The 26,583-nt window shown below is 71.0% G+C and carries 26 protein-coding genes; 10 read left to right on the forward strand and 16 right to left on the reverse strand.

Annotation, left to right across the window (positions count from 1 at the left end; translation table 11 throughout):
- The coding region (locus BLR33_RS30700) for an ATP-binding protein (RefSeq protein WP_093787933.1) at positions 1–1,194 on the forward strand (1,194 nt) is incomplete at its 5' end.
- Between the two features lie 720 nt (positions 1,195–1,914).
- The gene (locus BLR33_RS30705; RefSeq protein WP_093787934.1) at positions 1,915–3,321 is read left to right on the forward strand and encodes a tetratricopeptide repeat protein; all 1,407 of its coding nucleotides are present in this window, start codon (positions 1,915–1,917) and stop codon (positions 3,319–3,321) included.
- A gap of 68 nt (positions 3,322–3,389) precedes the next feature.
- Here the strand turns inward: BLR33_RS30705 and BLR33_RS30710 are convergent, their stop codons facing one another.
- The 6 genes from BLR33_RS30710 to BLR33_RS30735 form a co-directional block, all read right to left on the reverse strand.
- Complete coding sequence (locus BLR33_RS30710) at positions 3,390–4,901, reverse strand: DoxX family protein (RefSeq protein WP_093787935.1); 1,512 nt, start codon at positions 4,899–4,901, stop codon at positions 3,390–3,392.
- Positions 4,902–5,003: 102 nt separating this feature from the next.
- Positions 5,004–5,963 (reverse strand): 23S rRNA (guanosine(2251)-2'-O)-methyltransferase RlmB, encoded by a 960-nt coding sequence (gene rlmB / locus BLR33_RS30715; RefSeq protein WP_093787936.1) that lies wholly within the window; start codon positions 5,961–5,963, stop codon positions 5,004–5,006.
- Positions 5,964–6,059: 96 nt separating this feature from the next.
- A complete protein-coding gene (cysS, locus tag BLR33_RS30720; protein ID WP_093787937.1) occupies positions 6,060–7,451 on the reverse strand; it encodes a cysteine--tRNA ligase in 1,392 nt (463 codons plus the stop codon).
- Positions 7,452–7,571: 120 nt separating this feature from the next.
- Complete coding sequence (ispF, locus tag BLR33_RS30725) at positions 7,572–8,048, reverse strand: 2-C-methyl-D-erythritol 2,4-cyclodiphosphate synthase (protein ID WP_093787938.1); 477 nt, start codon at positions 8,046–8,048, stop codon at positions 7,572–7,574.
- Positions 8,049–8,202: 154 nt separating this feature from the next.
- Positions 8,203–9,015 carry a 2-C-methyl-D-erythritol 4-phosphate cytidylyltransferase gene (gene ispD, locus BLR33_RS30730; protein WP_093788009.1) on the reverse strand — a complete coding sequence of 271 codons (813 nt, stop codon included), beginning with the start codon at positions 9,013–9,015 and terminating at the stop codon, positions 8,203–8,205.
- A gap of 275 nt (positions 9,016–9,290) precedes the next feature.
- On the reverse strand, positions 9,291–9,773 hold the full coding sequence (locus BLR33_RS30735) for a CarD family transcriptional regulator (RefSeq protein WP_093787939.1): 483 nt from the start codon (positions 9,771–9,773) through the stop codon (positions 9,291–9,293).
- Between the two features lie 535 nt (positions 9,774–10,308).
- Between BLR33_RS30735 and BLR33_RS30745 the strand changes: the two genes are divergently transcribed.
- Positions 10,309–10,938, forward strand: a complete 630-nt coding sequence (locus BLR33_RS30745) for a hypothetical protein (RefSeq protein ID WP_093787941.1) — start codon at positions 10,309–10,311, stop codon at positions 10,936–10,938.
- Positions 10,939–11,222: 284 nt separating this feature from the next.
- On the opposite strand, the gene BLR33_RS30750 is transcribed toward BLR33_RS30745, so the two are convergent.
- Both BLR33_RS30750 and BLR33_RS30755 read right to left on the reverse strand, forming a co-directional pair.
- Positions 11,223–11,903, reverse strand: a complete 681-nt coding sequence (locus tag BLR33_RS30750; protein ID WP_031525271.1) for a response regulator transcription factor — start codon at positions 11,901–11,903, stop codon at positions 11,223–11,225.
- Positions 11,900–13,180 (reverse strand): sensor histidine kinase, encoded by a 1,281-nt coding sequence (locus tag BLR33_RS30755; RefSeq protein ID WP_093787942.1) that lies wholly within the window; start codon positions 13,178–13,180, stop codon positions 11,900–11,902. The genes BLR33_RS30750 and BLR33_RS30755 overlap by 4 nt, the downstream gene beginning before the upstream one ends.
- Positions 13,181–13,403: 223 nt before the next feature.
- Between BLR33_RS30755 and phoU the strand changes: the two genes are divergently transcribed.
- A complete protein-coding gene (phoU, locus tag BLR33_RS30760; protein WP_093787943.1) occupies positions 13,404–14,084 on the forward strand; it encodes a phosphate signaling complex protein PhoU in 681 nt (226 codons plus the stop codon).
- A gap of 522 nt (positions 14,085–14,606) precedes the next feature.
- Here phoU and BLR33_RS30765 read toward each other — a convergent pair.
- Positions 14,607–15,062: a MarR family winged helix-turn-helix transcriptional regulator gene (locus BLR33_RS30765; RefSeq protein ID WP_093787944.1), complete on the reverse strand. Its 456-nt coding sequence runs from the start codon at positions 15,060–15,062 to the stop codon at positions 14,607–14,609.
- A gap of 188 nt (positions 15,063–15,250) precedes the next feature.
- On the opposite strand from BLR33_RS30765, the gene BLR33_RS30770 reads away from it, so the two are divergent.
- Positions 15,251–16,216: an alpha/beta hydrolase gene (locus BLR33_RS30770; protein ID WP_093787945.1), complete on the forward strand. Its 966-nt coding sequence runs from the start codon at positions 15,251–15,253 to the stop codon at positions 16,214–16,216.
- A gap of 66 nt (positions 16,217–16,282) precedes the next feature.
- Here BLR33_RS30770 and BLR33_RS30775 read toward each other — a convergent pair whose 3' ends face one another.
- Both BLR33_RS30775 and BLR33_RS30780 read right to left on the reverse strand, forming a co-directional pair.
- The gene (locus BLR33_RS30775) at positions 16,283–17,239 is read right to left on the reverse strand and encodes a thaumatin family protein (RefSeq protein ID WP_245771772.1); all 957 of its coding nucleotides are present in this window, start codon (positions 17,237–17,239) and stop codon (positions 16,283–16,285) included.
- Between the two features lie 215 nt (positions 17,240–17,454).
- Positions 17,455–17,958 carry a tetratricopeptide repeat protein gene (locus tag BLR33_RS30780; RefSeq protein ID WP_093787946.1) on the reverse strand — a complete coding sequence of 168 codons (504 nt, stop codon included), beginning with the start codon at positions 17,956–17,958 and terminating at the stop codon, positions 17,455–17,457.
- A gap of 202 nt (positions 17,959–18,160) precedes the next feature.
- Between BLR33_RS30780 and BLR33_RS30785 the strand changes: the two genes are divergently transcribed.
- Both BLR33_RS30785 and BLR33_RS35440 read left to right on the forward strand, forming a co-directional pair.
- Positions 18,161–18,679, forward strand: coding sequence for a hypothetical protein (locus BLR33_RS30785; protein ID WP_093787947.1), 519 nt, complete (start codon positions 18,161–18,163; stop codon positions 18,677–18,679).
- Between the two features lie 274 nt (positions 18,680–18,953).
- Entirely contained in the window at positions 18,954–19,496 is a 543-nt protein-coding gene (locus BLR33_RS35440) for a DUF4262 domain-containing protein (protein WP_176930657.1), read from the forward strand.
- Positions 19,497–19,790: 294 nt separating this feature from the next.
- Here BLR33_RS35440 and BLR33_RS34860 read toward each other — a convergent pair whose 3' ends face one another.
- Positions 19,791–20,012 carry a hypothetical protein gene (locus BLR33_RS34860; RefSeq protein ID WP_143031792.1) on the reverse strand — a complete coding sequence of 74 codons (222 nt, stop codon included), beginning with the start codon at positions 20,010–20,012 and terminating at the stop codon, positions 19,791–19,793.
- 629 nt (positions 20,013–20,641) lie between these two features.
- On the opposite strand from BLR33_RS34860, the gene BLR33_RS34865 reads away from it, so the two are divergent.
- The gene (locus BLR33_RS34865; protein ID WP_143031793.1) at positions 20,642–21,082 is read left to right on the forward strand and encodes a hypothetical protein; all 441 of its coding nucleotides are present in this window, start codon (positions 20,642–20,644) and stop codon (positions 21,080–21,082) included.
- Positions 21,083–22,190: 1,108 nt separating this feature from the next.
- Here BLR33_RS34865 and BLR33_RS30800 read toward each other — a convergent pair.
- The 3 genes from BLR33_RS30800 to BLR33_RS30810 form a co-directional block, all read right to left on the reverse strand.
- A complete protein-coding gene (locus tag BLR33_RS30800; RefSeq protein ID WP_245771773.1) occupies positions 22,191–22,607 on the reverse strand; it encodes a hypothetical protein in 417 nt (138 codons plus the stop codon).
- Between the two features lie 247 nt (positions 22,608–22,854).
- Complete coding sequence (locus tag BLR33_RS30805) at positions 22,855–23,427, reverse strand: ATP-binding protein (RefSeq protein WP_093787951.1); 573 nt, start codon at positions 23,425–23,427, stop codon at positions 22,855–22,857.
- A gap of 46 nt (positions 23,428–23,473) precedes the next feature.
- Positions 23,474–23,881 carry an NUDIX hydrolase gene (locus tag BLR33_RS30810; protein WP_093788011.1) on the reverse strand — a complete coding sequence of 136 codons (408 nt, stop codon included), beginning with the start codon at positions 23,879–23,881 and terminating at the stop codon, positions 23,474–23,476.
- 120 nt (positions 23,882–24,001) lie between these two features.
- Between BLR33_RS30810 and BLR33_RS30815 the strand changes: the two genes are divergently transcribed.
- Positions 24,002–24,790, forward strand: a complete 789-nt coding sequence (locus BLR33_RS30815; RefSeq protein ID WP_093787952.1) for a GntR family transcriptional regulator — start codon at positions 24,002–24,004, stop codon at positions 24,788–24,790.
- A 502-nt stretch (positions 24,791–25,292) separates the two neighbouring features.
- Positions 25,293–25,583 carry a hypothetical protein gene (locus BLR33_RS30825; protein ID WP_245771775.1) on the forward strand — a complete coding sequence of 97 codons (291 nt, stop codon included), beginning with the start codon at positions 25,293–25,295 and terminating at the stop codon, positions 25,581–25,583.
- Positions 25,584–25,727: 144 nt separating this feature from the next.
- Here the strand turns inward: BLR33_RS30825 and BLR33_RS30830 are convergent, their stop codons facing one another.
- Complete coding sequence (locus BLR33_RS30830) at positions 25,728–26,486, reverse strand: phosphoglyceromutase (protein WP_093787953.1); 759 nt, start codon at positions 26,484–26,486, stop codon at positions 25,728–25,730.
- Between the last annotated feature and the right edge of the window lie 97 nt (positions 26,487–26,583).

A 26,583-nucleotide genomic window follows, 5' to 3' on the forward strand; every position in this document is an offset into this window, starting at 1 on the left:
TTCGGCCGCGGGGAGTGCTTCGTGGAACGCTACCTGGACCGCCCCAGGCATGTGGAGACGCAGTGCCTGGCCGACACCCACGGCAACGTCGTGGTGGTCTCCACCCGCGACTGCTCCCTGCAGCGCCGCCACCAAAAGCTCGTCGAGGAAGCCCCCGCACCGTTCCTCACCCACGAGCAGACCGCGCAGTTGTACTCCGCGTCCAAGGCCATTTTGAAGGAGGCGGGGTATGTGGGGGCGGGCACGTGCGAGTTCCTGGTGGGGCAGGACGGCACGATCTCGTTCCTGGAGGTCAACACCCGCCTCCAGGTCGAGCACCCCGTCACCGAGGAGGTCTCGGGGATCGACCTGGTGCGGGAGATGTTCCGGATCGCCGACGGCCAGGCCCTCGGCTACGACGACCCGCCCCTGCGGGGCCACTCCTTCGAGTTCCGCATCAACGGCGAGGACCCCGGCCGGAACTTCCTGCCCGCCCCCGGCACCGTCACCCTCTTCCAGCCGCCCAGCGGGCCGGGTGTGCGTCTGGATGCGGGGGTGGAGTCCGGCAGTGTCATCGGCCCCGCCTGGGACTCCCTGCTCGCCAAACTCATCGTCACCGGCGCGACCCGCGAGCAGGCCCTGCAACGCGCCGCCCGCGCACTCGGCGAGTTCACCGTCGAAGGAATGGCCACCGCACTCCCCTTCCACCGCGCGGTGGTGGCCGATCCGGCGTTCGCCCCCAAGGACGGCGGCCCGTTCAGCGTCCACACCCGCTGGATCGAGACCGAGTTCGACAACACCATCCCCCCCTTCACCCCCACCGGCACAGGCGAAGGCGACGACGACGGGCACGAGGGGCAGCGCGAGACCGTCGTCGTCGAGGTGGGCGGCAAGCGTCTGGAGGTGTCGCTGCCCGCCCACCTGAGTGCCGCCGGGCCGCCGCCGGGCCGGCGACCGGCACGGTATGCCCCCGGTTCTGCCGATCGTCCCTCGGCGGACACCCTGGTACGCGCGCCGATGCAGGGCACGATCGTGAAGGTCGCGGTCGAGGAGAACCAGCAGGTCTCCGAGGGCGATCTCATCGTCGTCCTCGAAGCCATGAAGACCGAGCAGTTGCTGACGGCGCCCTGCGCGGGCCGGGTCACTGGTCTGACTGCCACGTGCGGGATGGCAGTCGGCATCGGTGTCGTCGTCTGCGACATCGCCCCGCGGTGAGCGCGGCGACGGGGTGCGGCGGGGCGGGTGAGCGCGCACGGAACGGCGCGCGCTCCCTCGGCCGGGGGTGCAACCGGTGCCGCGAGGAGAAAACACAGGCAGAACCGAACCGTGCGGGGAATTTTGTGATCCATATCAATTCAAAGATCGACCCTCTTGACCCGCGCTTGAACGGGAATCGCGATTACGTTACATTTGCCCGCGGAATATTCCACAGGTACGGAACCGGTTCTCCCGACCCGCGGAAGCAGTACCAGCAGGGCTTCTCCCTCCTGACCCCGGGACAGGGGCCGCGGCACCGTAAGCCTGTCCGGTCCCGGGCAGCCGGGTAACCGTATCGAGAACGTTCCGGCACCGACGGGGCCACGTCGGTGCCCGTTTGTGGGACCACTGATAACTCCTCACGACCGCGGGCTGCTCTATCGACACCTTCCGAAAACCACTCGCTCTCCCGCGGCCCGAGTTCTGTCCTGCCGTCGCCCCGCCGCCCCGACGGGCGGCTCGCACCAGAAGCGGGTCCGGTACTCCGCGGAGTACCGGACTCGGTGCGCTCCGCGCCGGGCTCTGACGATCCCGCCCTGCCGGGGAGCGCACCCTGCGGGACGGTCCGGGTGGCGGCCGGTTCCCCCACGCGTGCCGCGGAAGCGGCGGGCCCACTTGACACAAACCGTTCTGCCACCCGTCTCCGACTCCCCCCTCCGAACGAAATGGGGTGCCTCGTTGGCCGCCCGACGACTGGACTCCCGTGCACGCAACGAGCTCCTGCAGGAACTCATCACCGAGTCAGGCTGCTCGAACGTGGGTCTTGCCCGGCGAGTGAACCTCGAAGGGAGCCGACGCGGACTCGACCTGCGCTACGACAAGACGTCGGTGAGCCGCTGGCTGCGCGGACAGCGGCCCCGCGGTCAGACGCCGTTGATCATCGCCGAGGTCCTCGGGCAGAAACTCGGCCGCCGGGTCTCCGTGGAGGAGATCGGCATGACCGCGGCCGAGCACCAGGACGTCCCGCAGGTGGGCCTCACCTTCGCGCCGACCCTGGCGGCGGCCGTCGAGGAGGCGACCGGCCTCTGGCGGACCGACGCCGCGGGCAGGCGGCTGCCGTCCGCTCCCCGGCTGGCGATCTCGACCCTCCTGGAGCCCAGCAGGGACTGGCTGATCGCCGAACCGGAGAGCGGAACCGCGCACGAGGGGACGCGAGTGGTCACGTCGGCGGACATCGAGACCACGACCCAGGTCACCCGCAGCATCGCCGACCTCGACCACCGCTTCGGCAGCGGAGACGTCCGCCCACTCGCCGTGCACTACCTGGACGCGGTGGTGTCGGCCCAGCTCCGGGGCGGCTACGGCAGCGGCGTCGGCAGGCAGTTGTGCGGGGCCGCCGCCCGGCTGAGCGAACTCGCGGGCTACATGGCCGTGGACAGCGGCAAGCCGGCCCTGGCCCACCGCTACTACATCCAGGCCCTGCGGCTGGCCCATGCGGCCGACGACCGCGGTTTCGGTGGCTACGTCCTGGCCGCAGGCCTGGGCCGGCTGGCCGCGGAACTGGGCCACCCGCGAGAGGTGGCGCAACTGGCCCGTGCGGCGCGGGAGGGCAGCCGCGACCGCATCGGCGGCGCCGTGCGGTCCTGCCTGCTCGCGGCCGAGGCCCGCGGCTACGCGCTGCTGGGGGACGCCCGGCAGTGCGATCTCGCCATGGCACGGGCCGAGGAGTCCCTGGAGCAGGCCGAACCCGACCAGGAGCCGCTGTGGATCCGGCACTTCGGCCCCGGCTATCTCGCCGACGACTTCGCGCACTGCCACCTCGATCTCGGCCGGCCGCAGGAGGCGGCGCGCTGCGCGGAACAGGCCCTGGCCGCCCATCCCGAGCACCTGGTGCGCAGAAGGGCCGTGGGCCTGTTCCTCCTGGCCACCGCCCATGTGGCGGCCGGGACGCTGGACGAGGGCTGCGCCCTCGCGTCGGAGGCGGCCGCCCTCTCGGCCGGGTTGCGCTCGGCCATCGTCAGGGAGCACATGGAGGTGTTCCGCTCCCGGCTGGGCCCGAGAGCCGAGGAGCCGGCAGTGCGGGACTTCGAAGCGCGGCTCCGCGAGCTGTCCCCGGCCACTCCCGGGGTGCCCGGACCGAGGTGAGCCCGTGAACGGCGAGGTGCCCCCTGCCGGTCGCACGCAGGAGGCACCTCGGTGGCCGTCCGGCCCGGCTACGCCATCGGCGGCGGGGCGCTCGAAGCGGCCAGGCCCAGCAGCGGCCCGCTGCCGAGGAGCCCGCCGATCGTGCCCGTCGTCGGCTTCGTCTCGGCCGGGGGCGGCGGCGGAGGCGGGGCCTGGGTGACGGGCGGCGGCGGGGGCGGCGCCTGGGTCGCCGGGCTGCCGCCGGAGGACGGCGAGGAGCCGGTGGTGGAGCCGCCGCCGACCGGGATGGTGGTGTGGGTCGCCGGGGGGCGGTGGGTGGCCGAGGGGGCGGTCGTTCCCGGCGCCGTGGACGCCCGGTGGGTGGGTGTCGGCGTGCCGCCGCCGGCGGAGTCGTCGGAGCCGCCCGGGCCGGTGACCTCGGGCAGCGGGGAGCCCGGCAGGTTGTTGGTGGGGGTGGTCGCGGGCCCGGCGTGGCCGTGCGGGGTGCTGGTGGCGCGGACGGCGGCGCCGAGCACGGAGCCGACGAGCAGGGTGAGGCCGATCGTCACCGTGGCGAGCACCGCGCCCCTGCGCAGCACCCGGCGGCGCAGGTCCCACAGGGTGACCCGCGGGCCGAGCCGCCGCCAGGCGTCGCCGGCCAGGTGGCCGTCCACGGAGTAGACCGGCGCCCCGGCGATGATCAGCGGGCTCCAGGCGGCCAGGTAGATGAAGTCGGGCGCGTCGTAGACCGGTACGGTCCGCCAGCTCACGGTGACCAGCAGCGCGGCCGACAAGGCGGCGCCGAAGCACGCGGCGAGCCGCTGCCACAGGCCGCAGACGGTGAGCACGCCGACCACGACCTGCAGGAAGGCGATGGAAAGCCCGGCGCCCACCGGGTGGTTGAGCGCGGCGTCGCGCAACGGCTCGGCGGCCGCCCAGGGGTGGAGCGAGGAGAGCCAGGTGACCATGGAGCCGCGCTTGCCGCCGTCGAAGTAGACGCGGTCGCACAGCTTGCCCATGCCGGCGTAGATGGAGATGAAGCCGAGGAACACCCGCAGCGGCAGCAGCACGATGCCGAGGTTCATCCGCCGGTGCGGGTAGTACGCGTGGCGCACCGAGCGCCGCTCGGAGCGTTCGGAGCGCCGCTCGTCCTCGTCCGGGAGCGGGTCGCCGGGGGTGTCGAACCCGCCCGCATAGCCGGCCGGTTGGGGCTGGCGGGAGACGAGCGGCTCGTCGTGGGGCGCCCGCTGGCCGACGACGGTGGGCACGGCCGGCGGCAGGACGGCGGTGTCGCCGATCCGCGGCAGCACTTGCGTGGCGGCTCCCGCGCTCGCGCCCGCCTCGCGCACGGCCTGCGTCAACTCCGGTGCCGAGCTGCCCGACCAGACCACCGGCCGGCGGCGCACCGCGGGCATCCGCACCGTGTCGTCCAGGCCGAGCGAGCGCGCCGAGGAGGCGCCGAGCTGCACCCGGAAACTCGCGTGGTTGACGATGACCTGGGCGGGATCGCTGGGCACCCGCGCCATCGTCAGCACGCGCTCGTCGAACCCGGGTGTCCCTCCCCCCGTGGTGGTGCGGGGTGTTCTGGTGTCCACACTCATCTAACCGAGTGAACCCCGGTTAGGACACTGCCTGACGCTGCCTGACAGTGCCCCGTCATATGCACTGCGTAGCGGCGGCGGCCGGCGGGGGCCGCGGGGGCGTCAGCGGGCGCGGCGGCGCGAGGCCTCGTAGAGCACGACGCCCGCGGCCACACCGGCGTTGAGCGACTCCGCCCCGCCCGGCATGGGGATGCGCACCCGCAGGTCGCACGTCTCGCCGACCAGCCGGGACAGGCCCTTGCCCTCGCTGCCCGCGACGATCACCACGGGCCCGGACAGCAGTTCCAGCTCGTGCAGTTCGACCTCGCCGTCGGCGGCCAGGCCGACCACCGTCAGGCCCGCCTTCTGGTAGGACTCCAGGGCGCGGGTGAGGTTGGTGGCGCGGGCCACGGGGACGCGGGCGGCGGTGCCGGCCGAGGTCTTCCAGGCACCGGCGGTCATGCCGGCCGCCCGCCGCTCGGGGACGACGACGCCGTGGCCGCCGAAGGCCGCCACCGAGCGCACCACGGCGCCCAGATTGCGCGGGTCGGTGACGCCGTCGAGCGCGACGATCAGCGGGTCCTCGCCGGCCTCGGCCGCGTCCGCGACCAAGTCGTCGGGGTGGGCGTACTCGTAGGGCGGGATCTGCAGCACCAGGCCCTGGTGGTTGAGCCCGGCGGTGATGCGGTCGAGTTCGGGCTTGGCGGCCTCCAGCAGCGGCACCCCGCGCTCGGTGGCGGCCTTGATCGCCTCGCGCACCCGATCGTCGTTGTCGATGTACTGCTGGACGTAGACGGCAGTGGCGGGGATCTCCGCGCGCAGCGCCTCGACCACGGGGTTGCGGCCGACGACGAGTTCGGAGGTGTCCTTGGCGCCGCGGCCGGACGGCCGGCGGGACTGCGCGGAGACCGACCGCCTCGCCTGCGCGTTGGCCACCCGGTTCTTCTTGTGTCCCTTGCGCGCCTCGGCCGGCGGCGTGGGGCCCTTGCCCTCCAGGCCCCGGCGGCGCTGGCCGCCGCTGCCGACCGTGGCGCCCTTCTTGTTGGTCGTACGGCGGTTCCTGCGCTGGCTGTTGCCGGCCATGGGTCTCTCACTTCTCCGGTCGGTTCGGGCCCGGGCGGCTGACACGGGCAGGTGCCGCCGGCCCGGTCGGGGGCGGCGGCACCGTGGGGTGGACGCTCAGCCCCGCAGGGTCCAGCGGGAGCCGGTCGGGGTGTCCTCGATCTCCAGACCGGCCTGCACCAGGCGGTCGCGGATCGCGTCGGCCGTGGCGTAGTCCTTGCGCGCGCGGGCACCCTGGCGCTGGTCGAGCACCAGCCGGACCAGGGAGTCCACCACGCCGTGCAGGTCGTCGCCGCGGTCGGCGCCGGCCCAGTGCGGGTCGAGCGGGTCCAGGCCCAGCACTCCGAGCATCGCACGGACCTCGGCGAGCCGCGCGACCGCGGTCTCCTTGTCGTCCGCGTTGAGCGCGCTGTTGCCCTGCCGGACGGTGGTGTGCACGACGGCGAGCGCCTGCGGCACGCCCATGTCGTCGTCCATCGCCTCGGCGAAGGCGGGCGGCACCTCGGCGGCCGGCTCCACCACGCCGGCCATCTCCACCACCCGCTGCACGAAGCCCTCGATCCGCGCGAACGCGGCCTCGGCCTCGCGCAGCGCCTCCTCGCTGTACTCGATCATGGAGCGGTAGTGCGGGGTGCCCAGGTAGTAGCGGAGCACGATCGGCCGCCAGCGCTGCACCATGTCCGAGACGAGCACGGAGTTGCCGAGCGACTTGCTCATCTTCTCGCCGCTCATGGTGACCCAGGCGTTGTGCACCCAGTAACGGGCGAACTCGTCGCCGAACGCGCGGGCCTGGGCGATCTCGTTCTCGTGGTGGGGGAAGATCAGGTCGATGCCGCCGCCGTGGATGTCGAAGGCGCGGCCGAGGTACTTGTGCGCCATGGCCGAGCACTCCAGGTGCCAGCCGGGGCGGCCGCGGCCCCACGGGGTGTCCCAGGACGGCTCGCCGGGCCGGGCCGCCTTCCACATGGCGAAGTCGCGCTGGTCCCGCTTGCCGGTCTCGCCCTCGCCCTCGGGCTGCCGCAGGTTGTCCAACTCCTGGTTGGACAGCTCCAGGTAGCCGGGAAAGGAGCGCACGTCGAAGTAGACGTTGCCGTCGGCGGCGTAGGCGTGGCCGCGCTCGATGAGGCCCTGCATCATCTCGATCATCTCGGGCACGTGGCCGGTCGCCCGCGGCTCGTACGTGGGCGGCTGGCAGCCGAGCGCGTCGTACCCGTCGGTGAACGCCCGCTCGTTCTCGTAGCCGATCGCCCACCAGGGGCGGTGCTGCTCCGCGGATTTGCGGATGATCTTGTCGTCGATGTCGGTGACGTTGCGGATGAAGGTGACCTCGTAGCCGCGGTAGCGGAACCACCGCTGCATGATGTCGAAGTTCAGTCCCGACCTGATGTGCCCGATGTGCGGGGCGGCCTGCACGGTCGCGCCGCACAGGTAGATCGAGACGCAGCCCGGCGTGAGCGGGACGAAGTCACGAACCTGGCGCGCGTCGGTGTCGTACAGGCGAATGGTCACCCCTCAAGGGTAGTGGCCCGGAGCGTGTGCCTTGTGCGGTTGGCACAGAGCACACACTCCTGAAGCAATCGGCCGGGCCCCGGCCCGGGGTCCGCACCGGGCAGATGGCCGGGCACCGCCCTACGGAGTGCGGACCACCAGGGCGGTGGCGATGGCGGCCAGGCCCTCGGAGCGGCCGGGAAAACCCAGGCCGTCGGTGGTGGCCGCGCTGACCGAGACGGGCGCCCCGCACGCCTGCGAGAGCACCCGCTGGGCCTCGTCGCGCCGCTTGCCGATCTTCGGCCGCACGCCCACGACTTGGACGGCGATGTTGCCCACCGTGAACCCGGCCGCCCGGACGATCCGCGCGGCCTCCGTGAGAAGGGTCAGCCCGGAGGCGCCGGCCCACTCGGGGCGGCCGGTGCCGAAGTGGGCGCCGAGGTCGCCGAGGCCGGCGGCGGAGAACAGGGCGTTGCAGGCGGCGTGGGCAACCACGTCGGCGTCGGAGTGCCCGGCGAGCCCCGGTCCCTCGCCCTCCCACAGCAGACCCGCGCACCACAGCTCGCGGCCCTCCTCGAAGGCGTGGATGTCGGTGCCGATGCCCACCTGGGGCAGCACCGGGAGGGCCCTTTCCGACGTGGGCCCGGCGGCCTCTTCGGCAGCAGGGCGAGCTTCCCCAGCGGCGTCCCCGGCGGCTTCCACAGTGGCTCCTCCAGCAGCTGTTTCAGTGGCCCCTTCAGTGGCCCCTTCAGTGGCCCCTTCAGTGGCCCCTTCAGTGGCCATGGGCCCTCCTGCGGGCGAGTACGGCCTCGGCGAGCACGAGGTCCAGCGGCCGGGTCACCTTGAACGCCTCCTCGTGGCCGGGCACCACCAGGACCTGGACGCCGAGCTGTTCGACCATGCTCGCGTCGTCGGTGACGTCCTGGGTGACGGTGGCGTGGGCCTTGGCGAGCAGGTCGCGCTCGAAGCCCTGGGGGGTCTGCACGGCCCGCAGCAGGGCGCGCTGCGGGGTGCCGGTGACCGCGCCGGAGGCGGGGTCGACGCTCTTGACGGTGTCGGCGAGCGGCAGCCCGGGCACGACGGCGGGGGCACCGCCGCGTACGGCGGCCACCACGCCCTCGACGGTCTCGACCGGCACCAGCGGGCGGGCGGCGTCGTGGACGAGCACCACGTCCACGTCGTCGGGCAGGGCGGCCAGCCCCAGGCGCACGGAGTCCTGGCGCTGCTCGCCGCCGGGGACGACGCGTATGTCGGTGCTCTCCGGCAGCCCGTGGGCATCCAGCAGCGCCCGGACCTCGGTGGCGCCGTCGGGCGGCGCCACCACGACGATCACCTGGACGGCCCGGGCGGCGGCCATCGCGCGCACGGCGTGCACGAGGATCGGCACCCCGCCCAGCGTGCGCAGCGCCTTGGGCGCGCCGGGGCCGAGCCGGACTCCTCGTCCGGCGGCGGGAATGACAGCAGCGGTACGCAGGTTTGTGTCCTTGCATGAGGTGGGTATGGCCTGGGAGGACCCCGGGCCGTACGGTGCGGCCGCGAGCGCGCCCGCCCGGTCCGCCGCTCCTTCGGACCCCTTCCGTGACATCCGGAGGAGCGCGGCCGGCGCCCCGCGGTCCGTCCGCCGCGACGGCGGGCCGTGCCGCGGCACCAGCATGCCGCAGCACCCGGCCGTCGTGCTGGGCCGGGTGCCGCGGCATGTCCCCGGAAGGTCCCTGGGGGCTCCTTTCAGCCGCTTTCGCGGCCGATGGGAGCCGGGGAGGAACCGGGGGGTGCGTCTGCGTAGGTCGTGACGTCACATGGGGCGTGCGGTGGCACTCCGTCAGGAGACGCGATCACGAGAACGTCCGAAAGGGGACGGTCTTACGACGCGAGGACCTCGTCGAGCAGCGATTCGGCCTTGTCCTCGTTGGTGTTCTCGGCGAGCGCGAGCTCGCTGACCAGGATCTGCCGGGCCTTGGCGAGCATGCGCTTCTCGCCGGCCGACAGGCCGCGCTCGCGCTCCCGGCGCCACAGGTCGCGCACCACTTCCGCGACCTTGATGACATCGCCGGAGGCCAGCTTCTCCAGATTTGCCTTGTAGCGGCGGGACCAGTTGGTGGGCTCCTCGGTGTACGGCGCGCGCAGCACCTCGAAGACCCGGTCCAAACCGTCCTGACCGACCACGTCGCGTACGCCGACGAACTCCGCATTGTCCGCGGGCACGCGTACCGTCAAGTCGCCCTGGGCGACCTTGAGCACCAAGTAGGTCTTGTCCACGCCTTTGATCTGGCGAATTTCGATCGCTTCGATCAGCGCGGCCCCGTGATGGGGATAGACCACGGTGTCGCCAACCTTGAACGTCATGTGACAGGTACCCCTTCCGTGGCTATCCAGGGTAACACGGGAACGCCCTCATCTGAATGGCGTTTCCGCAGGTCAGGGCATATCTCAGGGCTTGACAACCGCCCCCGGAACGTGCTGGAGGGGGCGGCCCGGAAGAGGTATCCGCAGGTCGGAGCGGGTATGCGGGGAGCTTGAAACGCCGCCGTTACAGCCCCGAACAGCCCCGAACAGAGGTCGGTACGTCCCGGTTTGCCCCTCCCACAAGAGTGGATCATCGCTACGCCGTTCGGACGCGTGGCCGGATACCGGCGGCCGAAGATCGAATTTTGCCCGAACTCCGGTGAACGGCGAATGCCGTGCGTCCGGCGGGCGCGTTCACGGCGGTTCACACGGCTCCCACGGGTGCGCGTTCACGGCGGTTCACGCGGCCTCCACGGGTTCACCCGGGTAATCGACGCGCCGTCAAAGCCGGGGGCGGTGCGGGGCGGCGGGGACCGCGTCGGTAATCTATGGCCGCCGGAAGATCGTCCGTACCCGACCGAGGAGATGCCCCGCCGTGGTCCGCAGCATCCGTCGCGGCGCCGTCGCCGCCGTACTCGTGCTCTCGCTCGCGCCTCTGGCCGCCGCCTGCGGTGCCGGCAGCAACGCGGCGAGCACCGAGGTCAAGCCGGACACCGAATCGGGTGCCAAGGGCGACGTCAAGGTGCAGAACGCGTTCGTCCTCACCGACACCAGCGGCCCCGCCACGGTGACCGCCCGGCTCTTCAACAACGGCAACTCCGAGCAGGACCTGCAGTCGGTGGAGATCGGCAGCGGCCTGCTGGCCAAGCTGCAGGGCGCCGACGGCGGTTCGACCGTGGCCGTCCCCGCGCACAGCAGCGTGCTGCTCGGCGGCAAGGGCAACCCGGCGGCGGTGCTGGAGAACAGCAGCGAGTCGCTGCGCGACGGCGACGTGCAGAACGCCGCCTTCACCTTCAGCCAGGCCGGCGCGGTGAAGATGCAGGTGACCGTGATGCCGGCGGCCCGCTACTTCGCCCCGTACGGCCCGGGCGCCCTCCCGACGACGGCCGCGCCCACCACTCCGAGCACCCCGACGGGCACGGCCACTCCGACGGGCAAGCCGACCGGCACGGCGACTCCCACGGGCACCGCGACGCCGACCGGGACGGCCACGCCGACCTCGTAAGGGCCGCGCAAGCAGACGCCGTAAGGGGCTCGCCACCAGGTGGCAAGCCCCTTACGGCTTTTGACGCGCCCCTCGCACCGCTGCGCGGGCTTCGGAGCGCTGTGCCGGACTCCGTCCGGCGGTCGACCCGGCCTACGGCTCGAACTTGTAGCCCAGGCCGCGGACCGTCACCAGGTAGCGCGGGGCACCGGGGTCCGGCACGAACAACATCCCCGACGCACCCCTCGCACCGCTGCGCGGGCTTCGGAGCGCTGTGCCGGACTCCGTCCGGCGGCCGGCCCGGCTTACGGCTCGAACTTGTAGCCCAGGCCGCGGACCGTCACCAAGTAGCGCGGGGCACCGGGGTCCGGCTCGATCTTGGCGCGCAGGCGCTTGACGTGGACGTCGAGGGTCTTGGTGTCGCCGACGTAGTCCGCGCCCCAGACCCGGTCGATGAGCTGCATGCGGGTCAGCACGCGGCCGGCGTTGCGCAGCAGCATCTCCAGCAGGTCGAACTCCTTGAGCGGGAGGTCCACCTTGCCGCCGCCGACGGTGACCACGTGCCGGTCGACGTCCATGCGGACGGGACCGGCCTCCAGGGCGGCCGGCGAGATCTCCTCCGGCTCGCCCCTGCGGCGCAGCACCGCGCGGATGCGGGCGACCAGCTCGCGCGAGGAGAACGGCTTGGTCACGTAGTCGTCCGCGCCTATCTCCAGGCCGACGACCTTGTCGATCTCGCTGTCCTTGGCGGTCACCATGATCACCGGGACATTGGACTTCAGCCGCAGCTGACGGCAGACCTCGGTGCCGGGCAGGCCCGGCAGCATGAGGTCCAGGAGCACCAGGTCGGCGCCGTTGCGCTCGAACTCGTCCAGTGCGTCGGGCCCGGTCGCGGAGATCGCGACCTCGAAGCCCTCCTTGCGGAGCATGTACGACAGCGCGTCGCTGAAGGACTCTTCGTCCTCGACGACGAGTACGCGGGTCACGGAAGGACCTCCGGGGCGGGGATGTGTTCGGGGAGGGTCTGGAACAGCTGGTCGTCCCGCGGCTCGTCGAGGTCGTCGTCGGGACCGGGGTCGGGTTCTGCGGGGCGGGCGCGCCCGGCCTCGGGCAGGCGCAGGGTGAAGGTGGAGCCCTGCCCCTCGGCGCTCCACACCGTGACCTCCCCGCCGTGCGAGGCGGCCACGTGCTTGACGATGGACAGTCCGAGGCCGGTGCCGCCGGTGGCCCGCGAGCGCGCCGGGTCCACCCGGTAGAAGCGCTCGAAGACCCGCTCGCGGTCCTTCTCGGAGATGCCGATCCCCTGGTCGGTGACGGAGATCTCCACCAGATCGCCGCCCCCGGAACCGGGGGCGGCGATGCGGCGGGCGGCGATGCCGACCCGGGTGCGGGCCGGACTGTAGTTGACGGCGTTCTCCACCAAGTTGCCCAGGGCGGCGGCGAGCTGGCCGCGGTTGCCCCAGATCACCAGATCCGGGGTGGTGCCGGTGGCCATGGTGATCTGCTTGGAGTTGGCGCGCTGGCGGCAGCGGTCGACGGCCTCCGCGACCAGGTCGTCCACCGTGACCGGTTCGGCGTCGGTGAGCACGTCGTCGTCCTGGACCCGGGAGAGGTCGATGATCTCCTGGACCAGGCTGGTCAGACGGGTCGCCTCCACCTGCATCCGGCCGGCGAAGCGGTTGACCGCCTCGGGGTCGTCGGCCGCGTCCATCACGGCCTCGGACAGCAGCGACAGGGCGCCGACCGGGGTCTTCAGCTCGTGGCTGACGTTCGCCACGAAGTCCCGGCGGACGGCCTCGATCCGGCGGGCCTCGGTGAGGTCCTCGACCAGCAGCAGCACCAGGCGCGAGCCGAGCGGGGCGACCCGGGCGGAGACCGCCAGGCCCTCGCCGCGGCCGGCGCCGCGGCGCGGCAGATCCAGCTCGACCTGGCGTATCTCGCCGTCCCTGCGGGTCTCGCGGGCCATCTGGAGCATCTGGTCGACGGCGAGCCGGCCGCCGCGCACCAGCCCCAGCGCGTACGCCGCCGAGCTGGCCTTCACCACGGTGTCGCCCTCGTCCAGGACGACGGCGGAGGACCGGAGCACGGACAGTACGGTGTCCACGCCCGGGGGTAGTACGGCTGTCATGGTCTCGGTCCGTTGCGCTTTGCGTGTGGGGCGGGCCTGCTCCCGCTCGCTCCACCGGAACGCGAGCACGGCGCTGGCGCCGGTCAGGAGACCGACTATCCCGCTGGCTGCGGCGACTGCCGCGTTCACGTCCACGCATCCAGGGTAGGTGTGCGGCTCATTTGCTTTACAACCCCGGAAGAGAGCTCTCGGATGTACGTTGCCAAGAGTTCACCTCGACGAAGGTGCGGATTCACCTGCGATGCCCGGCCGGTACGCGTAGGCCCATCAGCGTGTGAGCTGGAGGAGAAGCCTCCGTGGACATGTTTCGGCCATGGCATGCGCGCTGCCCCGCGCGGCCGGCTACGGAAGGAAAGCGATGCGCGACGCATACCACGAGGAGCTCGACTCGGTCGGTGAGCAGCTCGTCGAGATGGCCCGCCTGGTCGGCTCGGCGATAGGGCGGGCGACGACCGCGCTGCTCGACGCCGATCTGAACGTGGCGGAGAGCGTGATCGCGGCCGACGAGAAGGTGGACGACCTGCAGCGCGACCTGGAGAACCGGGCGATCACGCTGCTCGCCCGGCAGCAGCCGGTCGCCACCGACCTGCGGATCGTCGTCACCAGCCTGCGGATGAGCGCGGACCTGGAGCGGGCCGGCGACCTGGCCCGGCACGTGGCCAAGCTCGCCCGGCTGCGGTTCCCGGAGTCGGCGGTGCCGCGCGACCTGCACAGCACGATCCTGGAGATGGGCCAGCTCGCGCAGCGGCTGATGGCCAAGGCGGCCGAGGTCATCGTGACCAAGGACATAGACGACGCCCTCCAGCTGGAGGCGGACGACGACCGCATGGACGAGCTGCACCGCACCCTCTTCCAGCACCTGCTGGACGACCGGTGGAAGCACGGCATAGAGACGGCCGTGGACGTCACGCTCGTCGGCCGCTACTACGAGCGGTTCGCCGACCACGCGGTCTCCGTCGCCAAGCGGGTCGTCTACCTGGTGACAGGCGAGCACGCGGACGAGCTGACGCCGGCGCCGACGCCCGTCGAAGGCGTGTGAGGCTTCTCTCCTACGGTCCGGCGTGGTGTGCGCGGGTCGCTCCGGTCGCTCCGGGGGCGCGTGCGCCGGGGCGCAGTGCGCCGATGCGTTCGCGCGCCCTTGCTGCGGGCGAGGGCGGCGGCGTTCACTGGTGGTGACCCCACGTTCACAGGAGGGTGCACATGCCGGATTCGCCCACTCCCCCGCCGACCCACGCTCCCGAACCCGTCGCCCCCGTGCGCACCCCGCTGCCGCTGCTCGGTGCCTGCGGGTGCGGCTCGGGGTGCGGCTGCGGCTGCCAGTCCGGCGGCCCCTGCCAGTGCGGGGGCTGCTCGCACTGAGGCGGGAGCCGCGCTGAACGGGGCTGAGCGCGTAGGAGCGGCAGCCCTGAACACGCCGGAGCGGCGGCCCCTGGGCAAGGGGGCCGCCGCTCTTACGCGTCCCCTCTTATGCGTCCCGCGTGCGCGTCCCCTTTTATTACGGGCGCGCCACCTGTCATCTGCCGGGCCGTTGCCGCCTGCCGGTCTGTCGCCCGGGCCCGCGTCACGCCGTCACGTTCGCCGTGAGCTTGCGCAGCAGACCGCTCATGACGTCGAACTCCTCGGGGGCCAGGCCCATCGCGGCGCCCATCGCCGGCGGCACCCCTTCCGCCTTCTCCCGCAGGGCGGTGCCCTCCGCGGTGAGCAGGACCCGGACCGAGCGCTCGTCGTCCGGGCGCCGCTCGCGCCGTACCAGCCCGTTGCTTTCAAGGCGTTTGACCAGGGGGGTCAGGGTGCCGTAGTCGAGCTGGAGGGCGGCGCCGAGTTCCTTGACGGAGACCTCCTGCCGTTCCCAGAGCACCAGCATCACCAGGTACTGCGGGTAGGTGAGCCCGAGGGTGTCCAGCAGCGGGCGGTAGCGGGCGGTCACCGCGCGGGAGGCCGCGTACAGCGCGAAGCACAGCTGGTCGTCCAGGAGCAGGGGGAACTCCTGCCCGTCCTGGTTCTCGTTCTGGCCCATTTCTCCTCCTCGCGGCTCGATCGCGTCCATCTCCCCACTGTAGCCCCCATCGGACGATTTCCTCGCCCTGTATCCCCTCGCCCACACTTACCTTGCACGCGAGGGAATCGTGTCCTAGTATCTCGCCTGCAGGGTTCGCCAGGGACCTCCTCCGCAGGAGGCCCCCTCCCAGAGAGAAGGACACCTCCATGTCCGAGCTGTTCGAAGCCCCGACGCCCGTCCTGGAGCCCGAGGCCGCCGCCTTCGCCGAGGCCACCTCCAAGCCGCCGTTCCTCTTCCAGCTGCCGCCCGCCGAGGGCCGCGCGGCCGTGGACGAGGTGCAGTCGGGCGAGGTGGCCAAGCCCGAGGTGGACGAGGAGTGGATCACCGTCGAGGGCGGCCCGACCGGCAGCGTCAAGGCCCGCATCGTCCGGCCCAAGGGTGCGGCCGGCCCGCTGCCCGTCGTCCTCTACATCCACGGCGCCGGCTGGGTCTTCGGCAACGCGCACACCCACGACCGGCTGGTGCGCGAGATCGCCGTGGGCACCGGCGCGGCCGTCGTCTTCCCCGAGTACGACCGCTCGCCCGAGGCGCGCTACCCGATAGCGATCGGGCAGAACTACGCGGTGGCCCGCTGGGTGGTCACCGAGGGCGCGAGCAAGGACCTCGACGGGTCGCGGCTGGCCGTCGCGGGCGACTCGGTCGGCGGGAACATGGCGATCGCGCTCACCCTGCAGGCCAAGGAGCGGGGGGACGTGCCACTGAAGGCGCAGGTGCTCTTCTACCCGGTCACGGACGCGAACTTCGACACGCCGTCCTACCGGCAGTTCGCCACGGGGTACTTCCTCGCCCGCGAGGGCATGCAGTGGTTCTGGGACCAGTACACGACGGACGAGGGCGAGCGGGCCGAGATCACCGCGTCGCCGCTGCGGGCCACCACCGAGCAGCTCGCCGACCTCCCGCCGGCCCTGGTCATCACCGGTGAGGCGGATGTCCTGCGGGACGAGGGCGAGGCGTACGCGGCGAAGCTCCGCGCCGCTGGGGTGCCGGTGACCGCGGTTCGCTACCAGGGCATCATCCACGACTTCGTCATGGTCAACGCCCTGCGCCCCACCCATGCCGCGGAGTCGGCCATCCAGCTCGCGATCTCCACCCTGAAGGGCGCGTTGAGCTAGGCGGTACACAGCACGGCGGTGCCCCCTCGGCCACGAGGGGGCACCGCCGTGGAACCGGGCGCCGCGCTACGTCACACCGAAGGTCACGCGGTAGAAGCAAGAGCCCTTGCACGGCATCGTCGCCCCGTCGTCGAAGGCGTACGAATAGGCGTACGGCTCGGCCTTCTTGAAGACCTGCGTGTAGTCCACCGGCCACTTCGAGGGAACGCAGTTGTCCCGCCCTGCCCACGCCCCGCGACAGCAGTAGGTATCGCCGCCGAACGCCGCGCACGGCGGCTCGCACCCGATCACCTGCGAACCGTTCTTCGCCTGCATCGCCGCCGGGCAATCCACCGCGAAGGTGCACTTCCCCTGGTAGCAGCCGCTCGCGCTCAGCGGATCGGTGGTCGAGGTGTGCGAGATGTTGATGTACATCGGCAGGTTGGACCCGTCCACCATGCTGACGTCGTAGAAGTCCATGCCGTCGTAGGCGTTGAAGCTGAACTCCCCCAGCGTGGTGGGGGTGGTGGGCCCGCCGCAGGTGGTGGTGCAGTCGCCGGTGAGGCAGTGGCCGGAGGCGTCGCCGGAGCATCCGGTGCGCCCCCAGATGCGGCCGCCCCAGGAGTTGCCCACCGTGACGGACGCGCTCTGGCCGGGGGCGAGGTGCGCTCCGCGCGGGTAGAGCGGGGAGTTGGTGACGACGGCCCAGAGGGTTTGCGAGGTCCGGTTGACCACGGTGATGTTGCGCATGCCGGCGGGGGCGGTCTGCTGGGCGGGGGCCTTCGCGTCCGAGCCCGTGGTGCCCTTTCCGCCGGTGTTCGCCGGTGCGGAGTGCGTGGGGGTCGCGGTCGACTTGGCCTTGTGCAGGCCCTTGGTTGCCTCGCCGGCCTCGACGGCGGGGCTGTTCGTGGTCGAAGTGACCGTGGGAGCAGGGGACTTGGTGCCGCTCGGGGCGCCGGCCGCGACGGGTGCGCCGGGGTGCCCGTCGCCGCTGCCCCGGACGGCCCAGCTGCCGAGGCCGACGAGTACGACGGCGGTCGCCACGCCCGCCACCCAGGCCGCGCGCCACCTCTGCCGGTGCGCTCTGCGCCTCTTACCGTTCGCCATGCCCAGGAGACGCCGGCCCGGCACCCCCGATAACGAAAACTTCAGCCCTCCCGGCGTAGGCTGCGCCCGAGTTGCCCTCGTGCGGTCCGATATGCCGCAGGAGGTGAGGCGCGCCGAGCCGTTACGGCGAGGCGAAGTCCCCTCTCTGCGGGTCAGGTTGCCGACTGGTCGGTGAGGAGGGATGTCGCGTAGTGGGTGACGGAGCGGCTGTACTGGGGGAGATGGGCCGCGAGGGCGGCCAGGGCGAGGGCTGCGGCTTCGCGCGGGCGGCCGGTGTCGATCAGGGCGAGGGCGAGGAAGGCGGTGACCGCGTCGTCCAAGTGGTCGGAGCCGGCGGCCTGTTCGGCCAGGAGCAGGTCCACGCCGGCCTGGGCGTCGCCGAGCGCCCGCAGCGTGCTGGCCAGCTGGATCACGGCCTGCCGCCGGCGCCCTTCGTCGAGCCCGGCCGCCAGCGCCTTCCGGTAGAGCGGCACGGCTTCGGCCCCCTCGTCGGTGGCGTCCCGAGCGGACGCCCGCTCGAAGTACCCCAGCGGGTGCCCTTCCCCGAGCTCGGCCGCGAGCGCGTCGGCCCGCGCCCGGAACTCCCCCGCCTCCAGCCGGTCGAACTCCCCCCACAGGGCCCCGACCCGCTGCTCCCACTCACCCGTTCCATCCATCCCCCCACCCTCACAGACCCCCGCGCCGAAACCCAGCCCTTTCCTCGTGGGCCGCTGGGCCGGTAGGGCTCTTTCGGCTACGGGCGGCGGTGCGTCGCGAAGCCGTGAGCGGGGATGTTGATCCACTGACGCATCGGCAGCCGCCCCGATCGAGGGCGGGACGTCTTCCAGGGCGGTGCGGAACCGCCGGAGGTGGGTGCGGATGAGCACGACGATGGGGACGTGGGTGCGCCGGGGCGCCGCCGTGGCCGGGACTCTCGGGGCGCTCGGCGGGTACGTGCTGCTGAGCGCCGCGGGCGCGCAAGCGGCCGGCCCGGCGCTGCCGGCGGACGTGCGGCAGGCCGCCGAGGAGCTGGGCGTGCAGGTGAGCAACGGGTGGGAGGCCGTCACGGGTCCGGCCGCCGCCGTGGAGGAGGTCCGCACCCTGGCAGCGGCGGACGGCATCGGCACGCTGACCGCCTACACGGGGGACGGCGAGACCGGGCAGGCCATCCTGATCTTCACCGGCGACGACAGCGTCGGCGCCTTCGACATCAGCGGCGCCTCGATCCACAGCGTGGACAACGCCACCGACCAGACCTGGTACGTCTTCGACGACTCGGGCGCCCCCGACGCGAGCGTCCCCGCGAACACCTCCGCGGACATCCCCCCGGTGGATGCCGAATTCCTCCCCCAGGGCGTCTCCCCCACCACCTCGACCACAGCCCACTTCACCCTCTGACCGATCTCCCCAACGCACAAGGGTGCCCCCACCCACGCGAAAACTTCCGCGGGAGAGGGGGCACCCTTTCGTGCAAAGGCTTCAGGCAAGAGCCGAAGGCCGGCTCACTTCTTGCCCTGGTTGTTGCGGGGGGACGTTGCCACCTGCGTCACCCCTGCTCAGACGGCCTGCCGACCACTCCCCCTCCGTCGTCGTTTGTCGCTATTGGCTACCCACGAGCGCCCTCGCACGGCCCAGCGACGGCCCAGGCCCCGCCGTGATCTACTCTCCTGTGATGGACGACCCCCCTTGCTTCTGTCTCCTCTGCGCACCGCCCGCGGAAGGCCCGGCCTGGGCAGAGCGAGACAGCCAGATAGCCCAGAGCGTCACCGACCATGGCTGGCACGTCATGGGCGTGGGCGCCGGCGACGAAGCACCCGCCGACTGGGCGTACTCAATCGGACTGTGGCACACGCTGCGCAGCCCCGAGGTCTGCGTCTTCGGCTTGCCTATTCCCGTGGGTATGCCGATCGTGAATTCAGCCGGAGATGGGATCCGGGGCGGCCGACCGCTGGAACCGGATCAGCGCAGGGACGACGTGCTCAACGGCTACGAGGTCGCCGTACGGCCGGTCCACCCCAGTTGGTACCTGGACTTCTTCGGTGCCGGCGTCGACTTCTGCCAGGCCCCACCCTGGCCCGTCACGCAACTGTTCTGGCCCGACAAGTCCGGCCGCTTCCCCTGGGAGGACGGGGTGGACCACTACTGCCGCAGGAGCCAACCGCTGCTCTGGATCCAAAAGTCCGACACCGAGGGGCCGTGGTCGCAAGTCGCATAAGCACCTGGCATGCCGAGGGCGTCATCTTTTGATCCGTAGCTCTGGCCGGAAGGGGCGCGGGCGGTCATACAGGTTGCGGCTGGTACGCCGAGAGGCACCGCGGTGTGGTAGTGGTTGCCGAGGTTGCGGTACTTCTCAGCTGTACAGCACAAGGAAGACGGGTGCGGCGGCCCCGTGGTGACCTCCTACGGCCCTGCGTAGGGCCTACGGGGCGCCCGGCCCGCTGTTGTTTCCCGTGGTTCCCCCTCGTTCTCCCCTCAGACGGGCACGTGGCGGGCACGCGGGGCACGCCGGCTACTCGTCGTCCTCGAACTCCTCGATGGCTGGGGGCAACCATGTCTGCCGTGCGCGGTCGGCCCGCCATGCCTCCTCCAATTCGGCCATTGCTGCCGGGTGCTGGCACTCGACGGTGTGCGCCGGGATCACCATGTCGTCCGGCAACGGATCGAGTCCGCTAACCCGTACCGCGATCATGGCGACCGGGTACGACGAGTGCCGTGCGGGGCGTGTCTCCACGCGCCACCGGTACCGCCGGGGTACCTCCTTGGCGCGCATGGGGACGGTCGAGAGATGCACCCACCGGGCCGCACCGGGGCACCCCTCGGGCTCGATCCACTCGACGCTTTCCGGATCGGGGTCGGGCCTGGGTGAGTCCGTTATGCCGTCGATCTCCCCAAGCTCGTTGGCCAAGCGTTGCCAACACGGGTCGCACCGCACCACACCTAGCGGTATGACCCCCCGCGCGTACGCCGGCCGCGCGGGGTCGTGGCACTCCTCGCACACAAGCTCCTGGTTGGTGCGTTCTCTCCCCATAGGTTCGGGTGTGAGTACATGTGCGCGGAGAGTAGTAGGGCGAGATCAAGCCCACTTTGACCTGAACTGGGACTCAGTAGTCGAAGAAGTGACGTGGGGCCCCGCTGACCTGGGGCCTTACCAACGATCAACGCTATAACCTGCGGCTGAGCCGTCAATGGTTGTCAGCGGTGGTCGTCATTGTGCGGCCTAGGACGACCCAGAGACGACCCCGGAGGCGATAGTCCCTCATCTTGCTGGCGCCGACTCTCAATGGACTCTCTCACGGCGAATTCCGTAGTAGTCAAATGATCACATGGGTGCCGTGTAGTCTAGGCTGGGCCAAGGTGTTAGTGGAGGTCACCGTGGAATTGGCCACTCTGTCAGGTGCCGCTCTGAAGTTCGTGACCGGAGCCCTGGGGCTCTCTCCGGCGGCTCGTCGCCGTGCCGCAATTGGTCGCGAAGTAAGGCTGCATGCCTTGCTAAAGGAACGGGATCTTTCCACGGCGGCGGAGCGAGTAGAGATCCTAGTGAACAAGCAGGTTGATGACTACTGTTCGCGCCAAGAGGAAGCTGCGAAGAGAACGTACAACTGGGGCAGCTTGATCTTGAGTGTGGTGATTGCTGCTGGATCCGCGGCTGGCATTCGGGAGTTCTGGCCCGTGCATGGATTCATGTGGATACCTGTAGTCGCGCTTGGAGTGTTGGCTCTCTTGAGTCTTCTTGGCGGAGTGGGCGCGTTTTTTACCTCCAAGCCAACAGAGCCCGAAGATTCGGCGATTCCGCAGGCATGATCGGGAAAATTAAGACAGTGTGGTACACACCTGTTGCGTCTGAGGTTGGTGGGGCGGCTTTGGGTGAGAGATTGAGACACCGAACCTGCTTGTTGGTGAAGACGTCATCAGCTTCATGAATCGCGGGCGATTTCGCCTAGCGTGTGCCAGCTGACCTGCGGAAACGTCCTGATGGTGGCCGCTCGCTTCGGCGCTGCTGACCACTGTGTTTCCCCGTGGGTCCCCGCCCTATTGGGCACGCGACGGGCACGCGCTGCTGGGCTCAACCCGATCCTGCGGTACCGACGAGGTTCCTGGCAGGAACGCCCAGCAGAGACGCAGCGGCCGCCGTCCGGCCACTGAACTTGATCATCAACTTCATAGCGATCACCTTGCCCCTCTTGAGTCGCTTCGTCAGATCGAAGGACGTGTTGATGGTGGTGGCAGAGATCGCGCAGAGAGCAACAAGCAAGCACAGTTCGGGGATCGAGTTCAACCCAGCAGCGACCCGATGATCTCACACACGGTTGGCCGACGTCCTTACAACAACCACCAGCGTCCCCAGCTCCCATCCCGTGTGCCGTCGGCCCGCACGTCAGTGGAGCGGGCGTGGTTCCTGGCGTCCAGGTGGAGCGCGCCACTGTACGAACGACCTTGACGCCCTGGGCCGCGACTGCTCGGCTTGCCCGGGTCGATGGCAGGCGGGATGGGAGCACCCGCACCCCTCCCACGACGAACGCGCAGGCGCCGGCCGGGCCCGGTCCATCCCGGAGCCTGAGCGCCCCCGCCGGAGGCATCGTCTTGGCCTCGGCTGTGCGGTCCTGCCTCAAGCCCGGCTGTGCCTCGTGGGCGCGCGCGGTGTCGGCCGGGCCGAGCGGGGCGGAGACAGGAGCGGCGTCCCTCGCGGTGAGCCGGGGAGCGCGCGGCGAGCGGTAGCGGAGCCGGGGCCTTGAACCTGTAGAGAAGATTGTTACTCGCACCTTGGTCCGCGGGTCTGCGGCGTCGCCGACGCGCTCGGAAGTCCGCCGCGGAAGGTGACTGTGATGGCTGGGCGGCTGGGCCGGAACAAGCTGGTGCATCCCTGGGCTGGCTCATGTGCTGGTTCCGGCTTCCTGCGGCCGAGCAGTGTTCAGCGGCGGCGCCTCTCCTTTCTGTAGGCGCCGATCTCCGCGTCGAGGTCCACGACGCGGTATTCCGTGAGGCGGGTGAGGAGTTGGCTGGCCTGCATCCAGCGTGCGCGGGGGTCGTCCAGGGCGACGGAGCAGACGTCGATGGGTTCGGGGCCCAAGAGGCCGGGCTGGTGGAGGGCTCCGTACACGGCGGACAGGTGGTAGCGGGTGACGCGCAGGGCTGTGTACTGGGTGCGCGGGAACGGGCAGGCCCTGATGGACAGTTCGGCGCAGGGGAGGCAGATCGGCGGGTGGGGTGTGTCGATCGGTGCCGGCCAGGGGTCCTGCTCGTACTCGTCGGTGCCCATGAGCCACAGCACCCCTTCGGGGTCGTCCTTCATGGTGTCGCTGCACACCTGGCACAGGACGCGTTGCATGGCGCGGCGTTGGCGGATGCTGTGGACGGTGCCGAACGTCGGGCGGCCCTTGCCGGGGCTGATGCCGACACGGCGCCACAGGATGCCGTCACGGTCCCGGTCGTAGGCGTCCTCATCGGCGTAGCCCAGTCCGCTGCCCCGGGTGGTGAGCGTGACCGGCCGCCCACGCTCGGAGGACCAGGCGGTGATTAGGGGTCGAACCCGCGCTGCGGGAACACACCGACCGGCAGCGCCTCCGTACGGTGCTTCATGCCGCACCTGCCGAAACCCGCAGAAGAGCCGTTCGACTCGCTGAGCAACTGCGGACGGCGCTTGCCGCCTCGGACTGCCGGCGCCCTCCCGGTCCGGATAAGGGGCGAGGGTCCCTCCCCGGCGTTGTTCGCTGTCCGTCCTCTGCTGGGAGCACCGCTCGTCCCCGGTCGTGGAAGAGGCGGGCGGTCACGGTGCGGCCCGCGCGGTCGCCGCGGATCTCCACATGCTGGGCAAGGGCGTTGACGACCAGGAGCCCGCGGTGGTGCGTGTCCTCCTCGTCCGGCCACGCCAGACGAGGGGCGCTCGGACTGCCTCCGGCGTCGGTGACGGAGATCTCCACGGCGTCGAAGGTGACGGCCAGGCGTAGGCGGAAGGTGCCTGCGGGCCTGCCGCTGTCGGAGTGGAGAACGGCGTTGGACGCCAGTTCGCTGACGATCACCTCGGCGTTCTCCGCGTGCGGGGAGCCACGCAGGACGGTACGGGTCCAGCGGCGTGCGCGGCCCACTTCTTCGGGTGAACCTGCGCAGGTGAGTTCCCACATCCGATGCCTACTCGTATACTCGTCCATACAAGTTGCTTTCTGCTGGTGGGCGGCTATGGAAGGGTGGTGCGGGCTAGATGAGTTTCACGCCGTCATGGGCGCGGACGGCCGGCGGGGACGCCGCGTCGAGTGCGTCCAGGACGCGGATCGCGTACGCCTCGTCGGCGAGTTCGGTGACTTCGTCGCGGGTGGCCCAGCGCAGGGCGCTGGTCTCGTCCCCAGTGACGGGCTGACCGTCGATCGCCTCGCAGCGGAAGACCAGGGAGACGATCAGGCCGGTCATGTTCTTGTAGACGCCGGTCAGGGTCGCCGGAAGAGCGATCTTGATGCCGGTCTCCTCCAGGACTTCACGCTGGAGCGCGTCCGGGATGGTCTCCCCCGCTTCCAGGACTCCGCCCGGTGGTTCCCAGTGGCCGTTGTCGCGGCGCCGGATCAGCAGGGCGCGGCCGGTGTCATCGACGATGACCCCGGCGACGCTCACCGAGTGGGGGCGCTCCATCGGCACGTGCGTGATCCTTCCGAACCGGTCCTCGCGGGTGGCTAGGCTTCCCACCGTAGCAACAACGGTCGGCCACTCGTCTAGATATCCAAAGGAGTACCTGTGCCCGGTATCCCCTCCAGCACGCTCGGGGCGCTGGACCCCACGAGTGATCGTGCGGTGTTCCGCCAGATCGCCGACCAACTGCGCGACGCCATCGACCGCGGCAAGTTCGCCGAGGGCGACAAGCTGCCCTCCGAAACGGAGCTGGTCGACCACTACGGCGTCTCGCGCATGACCGTCCGCAACTCCCTGTCGGTACTGCAGGGCGAGGGCCTGGTGGTGTCCGAGCACGGCAAGGGCGTCTTCGTCCGCCCCCGCCCGCCCGTGCGGCGCCTGGCCTCGGACCGGTTCGCCCGCCGCCACCGCGAGCAGGGCAGGTCCGCGTTCATCGTGGAGGCCGACGCGGCGGGCAGCCACCCGAGCGTGGACAGCCTGGAGATCAAGGAGGAACGGCCGACCCACGACATCGCCGCCCGGCTCGGCGGACCCCGCAAGGTGCTGGCCCGACGCCGCCGGTACCTGCTCGACGGCCGGCCGGTGGAATTCGCCACCTCCTACCTCCCGCTGGACCTGGCGCGCGGGACCCCCATCGCCGAACCGAACCCCGGACCCGGCGGCATCTACGCCCGGCTGGAGGAACTGGGCCACCGCCTGGACCACTTCGAGGAGGAGATCCGCGCCCGCATGCCCGCACCCGGCGAGGTCAAGACCCTCCACCTGGCCGCCGGCGTGCCCGTCATCCACCTCGTCCGGACCGCCTTCGACACCGAAGGGCGCGCCGTGGAGGTCTGCGACACCGTCATGGCTGCGGACGCGTACGTCCTGTCGTACCAACTCCCGGCGACGTGACAGGGCCCGTGGCCAGGGCCGATGGGGTGCGTGACGTGCGGCGGGGAGCCCGTCTCCGCCGACTCGTACACCTCAACCCGCCAACTCATATAGACGAGTAGCTGGGTTGTGTGGCACAGTGGAGTTCGTACCCGCTTCCCCGGGGCATCGGATCACAGTCGTCTAGACGACTAGTCGTCATGGGATGGAAGACGTGGCATTTGCATTCCATCCAAGGCTCGTTCCAGACGAACTGGCAGTTCCCTACCCGCCGCCCCGCCGACCGAAAGGAACCCATCCGCCCGTGACTGTCAGCCTGCCCCTGGTCGTCGTCCTTGGCGTCATCGCCTGGGTTGCCACCAAATTCCTCGGCATCCGCTTGTGGGGCGCCGTCGCCATAGCCCTGTTCCTTCTGCCTCGCCCACGCCGTCCTCACCTCTGCCATCAACGCCAGTACCAGCGGCGGTGTTCAGGTAGCGAATGGCGAACACACCTAGACGAGTAGCTGAGAGGAGTCTTCGAGGTGCTCCTCAGTCCCAAGTACGCCCCGCCCCCGACCATCCCGACGTCCCAGCCCGCCCTGCCGGCGCCTCCCCTCCGGCACCCGCACGCTCCCGCTTGCCCCTGCCAGGCACCCGCCCCGGTCCGTCCTACCGCACCCGCCCTCGGCGCCATCGCCGGAGCCGCGGCCGTCGCCGTCACGGTTGCCGTCCTCCTGACCGCCCTCTTGGTCGCCGTCGCCGTGGCGGCCGTCTCGGTCGCCGTCGTCGCTGTTGTTCTGCGCTCGCTCCTCACGCCCCCGCGTCAGCGCTGACCTGTCCGAACCGCCAGGGCGGCACCGACACCTCCAAGCATCCGCCGCCCCTGAACGGCTTACGGCACTCGCACAGCCCCGGACGCACACATGCCCCTTACCTCGCGGCTTCGCCAGAGGTAAGGGGCATGTTCGACCCGAAAGCTACTTCTTGCCCTGGTTCTTGACGGCTTCGATCGATGCTGCTGCCGCTTCCGGGTCCAGGTAGGTGCCGCCCGGGGTGAGGGGGCGGAAGGACGCGTCGAGGTCGTAGGCCAGGGGGATGCCCGTGGGGATGTTCAGGGCCGCGATGTCCGTGTCCGAGATGCCGTCGAGGTGCTTGACCAGGGCGCGCAGGGAGTTGCCGTGCGCCGCGATCAGGACCGTGCGGCCCGCGGTCAGGTCGGGGACGATCGCGTCGTACCAGTACGGCAGCATCCGCTCGACGACGTCCTTCAGGCACTCCGTGCGCGGCAGCAGCTCCGGCGGGATCGAGCCGTAGCGCGGGTCGTCCGACTGCGAGAACTCGGCGCCGTCGGCCAGCACCGGCGGCGGCACGTCGTACGAGCGGCGCCAGAGCATGAACTGCTCCTCGCCGAACTCCGCCAGCGTCTGCGCCTTGTCCTTGCCCTGCAGCGCACCGTAGTGCCGCTCGTTGAGCCGCCACGAGCGCCGGACGGGAATCCAGTGCCGGTCGGCCGCCTCCAGCGCGAGCTGGGACGTGCGGATCGCCCGCTTCAGGACCGACGTGTGGACGACGTCGGGCAGCAGGCCGGCGTCCTTGAGCAGCTCGCCGCCCCGGACCGCCTCCTTCTCGCCCTTGTCGTTCAGGTTGACGTCCACCCACCCGGTGAACAGGTTCTTCGCGTTCCACTCGCTCTCGCCGTGGCGGAGCAGGATCACCTTGTACGCAGCAGCAGCCATGCCTTGAGCTTAAGGGGAAATCCCGTGGCGCCCCCGAGCGGCCCTCTGTAATCATCACGGCGTGCCCGCACCTATTACACCGACGCCTCCGCCGACA

Origin of the sequence: Actinacidiphila guanduensis (genome assembly GCF_900103985.1) — a bacterium.
GTDB lineage: Bacteria > Actinomycetota > Actinomycetes > Streptomycetales > Streptomycetaceae > Actinacidiphila > Actinacidiphila guanduensis.